This is a genomic window from Streptomyces sp. NPDC029122 (assembly GCF_055569445.1).
Window position 1 is genome coordinate 1 of record NZ_JBVHWK010000060.1, and the last position, 2500, is coordinate 2500.

Sequence of the window (2500 nt, forward strand, 5' to 3'; positions counted from 1 at the left end):
CTTCAGAACTAACACAGTGGACGCGAGCAACTGAGGACAAGCCCTCGGCCTATTAGTACCAGTCAGCTCCACCCGTTACCGGGCTTCCACATCTGGCCTATCAACCCAGTCGTCTACTGGGAGCCTTACCCTCTCAAGGAGGTGGGAATACTCATCTTGAAGCAGGCTTCCCGCTTAGATGCTTTCAGCGGTTATCCCTCCCGAACGTAGCCAACCAGCCATGCCCTTGGCAGGACAACTGGCACACCAGAGGTTCGTCCGTCCCGGTCCTCTCGTACTAGGGACAGCCCTTCTCAATATTCCTACGCGCACAGCGGATAGGGACCGAACTGTCTCACGACGTTCTAAACCCAGCTCGCGTACCGCTTTAATGGGCGAACAGCCCAACCCTTGGGACCGACTCCAGCCCCAGGATGCGACGAGCCGACATCGAGGTGCCAAACCATCCCGTCGATATGGACTCTTGGGGAAGATCAGCCTGTTATCCCCGGGGTACCTTTTATCCGTTGAGCGACGGCGCTTCCACAAGCCACCGCCGGATCACTAGTCCCGACTTTCGTCCCTGCTCGACCCGTCGGTCTCACAGTCAAGCTCCCTTGTGCACTTACACTCAACACCTGATTGCCAACCAGGCTGAGGGAACCTTTGGGCGCCTCCGTTACCCTTTGGGAGGCAACCGCCCCAGTTAAACTACCCATCAGACACTGTCCCTGATCCGGATCACGGACCGAGGTTAGACATCCAGCACGACCAGAGTGGTATTTCAACGGCGACTCCACAACCACTGGCGTGGCTGCTTCAAAGTCTCCCACCTATCCTACACAAGCCGAACCGAACACCAATATCAAACTGTAGTAAAGGTCCCGGGGTCTTTCCGTCCTGCTGCGCGAAACGAGCATCTTTACTCGTAGTGCAATTTCACCGGGCCTATGGTTGAGACAGTCGAGAAGTCGTTACGCCATTCGTGCAGGTCGGAACTTACCCGACAAGGAATTTCGCTACCTTAGGATGGTTATAGTTACCACCGCCGTTTACTGGCGCTTAAGTTCTCAGCTTCGCAACCCCGAAAGGTCACTAACCGGTCCCCTTAACGTTCCAGCACCGGGCAGGCGTCAGTCCGTATACATCGCCTTACGGCTTCGCACGGACCTGTGTTTTTAGTAAACAGTCGCTTCTCGCTGGTCTCTGCGGCCACCCCCAGCTCAGAGAGCAAGTCTCATCACCAGGAATGGCCCCCCTTCTCCCGAAGTTACGGGGGCATTTTGCCGAGTTCCTTAACCATAGTTCACCCGAACGCCTCGGTATTCTCTACCTGACCACCTGAGTCGGTTTAGGGTACGGGCCGCCATGAAACTCGCTAGAGGCTTTTCTCGACAGCATAGGATCATCCACTTCACCACAATCGGCTCGGCATCAGGTCTCAGCCTTAACGTGTGACGGATTTGCCTACCACACGGCCTACACCCTTACCCCGGGACAACCACCGCCCGGGCTGGACTACCTTCCTGCGTCACCCCATCGCTTACCTACTACCACCTTGGATCGCCGGCTCCACCACTTTCCTTTCCCCGAAGGGTCCGGAACGGCTTCACGGGCTTAGCATCAGAGGATTCGATATTGGGCGTTTCAAAGCGGGTACCGGAATATCAACCGGTTGTCCATCGACTACGCCTGTCGGCCTCGCCTTAGGTCCCGACTTACCCTGGGCAGATCAGCTTGACCCAGGAACCCTTAGTCAATCGGCGCACACGTTTCTCACGTGTGTATCGCTACTCATGCCTGCATTCTCACTCGTGAACCGTCCACAACTAGCTTCCGCTGCTGCTTCACCCGGCACACGACGCTCCCCTACCCATCACAGCGGGCGTTGGCCCTATAGCTGCAATGACACGACTTCGGCGGTACGCTTGAGCCCCGCTACATTGTCGGCGCGGAATCACTTGACCAGTGAGCTATTACGCACTCTTTCAAGGGTGGCTGCTTCTAAGCCAACCTCCTGGTTGTCTCTGCGACTCCACATCCTTTCCCACTTAGCGTACGCTTGGGGGCCTTAGTCGATGCTCTGGGCTGTTTCCCTCTCGACCATGGAGCTTATCCCCCACAGTCTCACTGCCGTGCTCTCACTTACCGGCATTCGGAGTTTGGCTAAGGTCAGTAACCCGGTAGGGCCCATCGCCTATCCAGTGCTCTACCTCCGGCAAGAAACACACGACGCTGCACCTAAATGCATTTCGGGGAGAACCAGCTATCACGGAGTTTGATTGGCCTTTCACCCCTAACCACAGGTCATCCCCCAGGTTTTCAACCCTGGTGGGTTCGGTCCTCCACGAAGTCTTACCTCCGCTTCAACCTGCCCATGGCTAGATCACTCCGCTTCGGGTCTAGAGCGTGCAACTCAATCGCCCTATTCGGACTCGCTTTCGCTACGGCTTCCCCACACGGGTTAACCTCGCTACACACCGCTAACTCGCAGGCTCATTCTTCAAAAGGCACGCAGTCA

General features: G+C 56.5%; 1 rRNA gene (cut by a window edge). It reads right to left on the reverse strand.

Annotation, left to right across the window (positions count from 1 at the left end):
- Positions 1-32: 32 nt before the first annotated feature.
- Positions 33-2500 (reverse strand): 23S ribosomal RNA (locus ACZ4WZ_RS33810) (it continues 655 nt past the right edge of the window).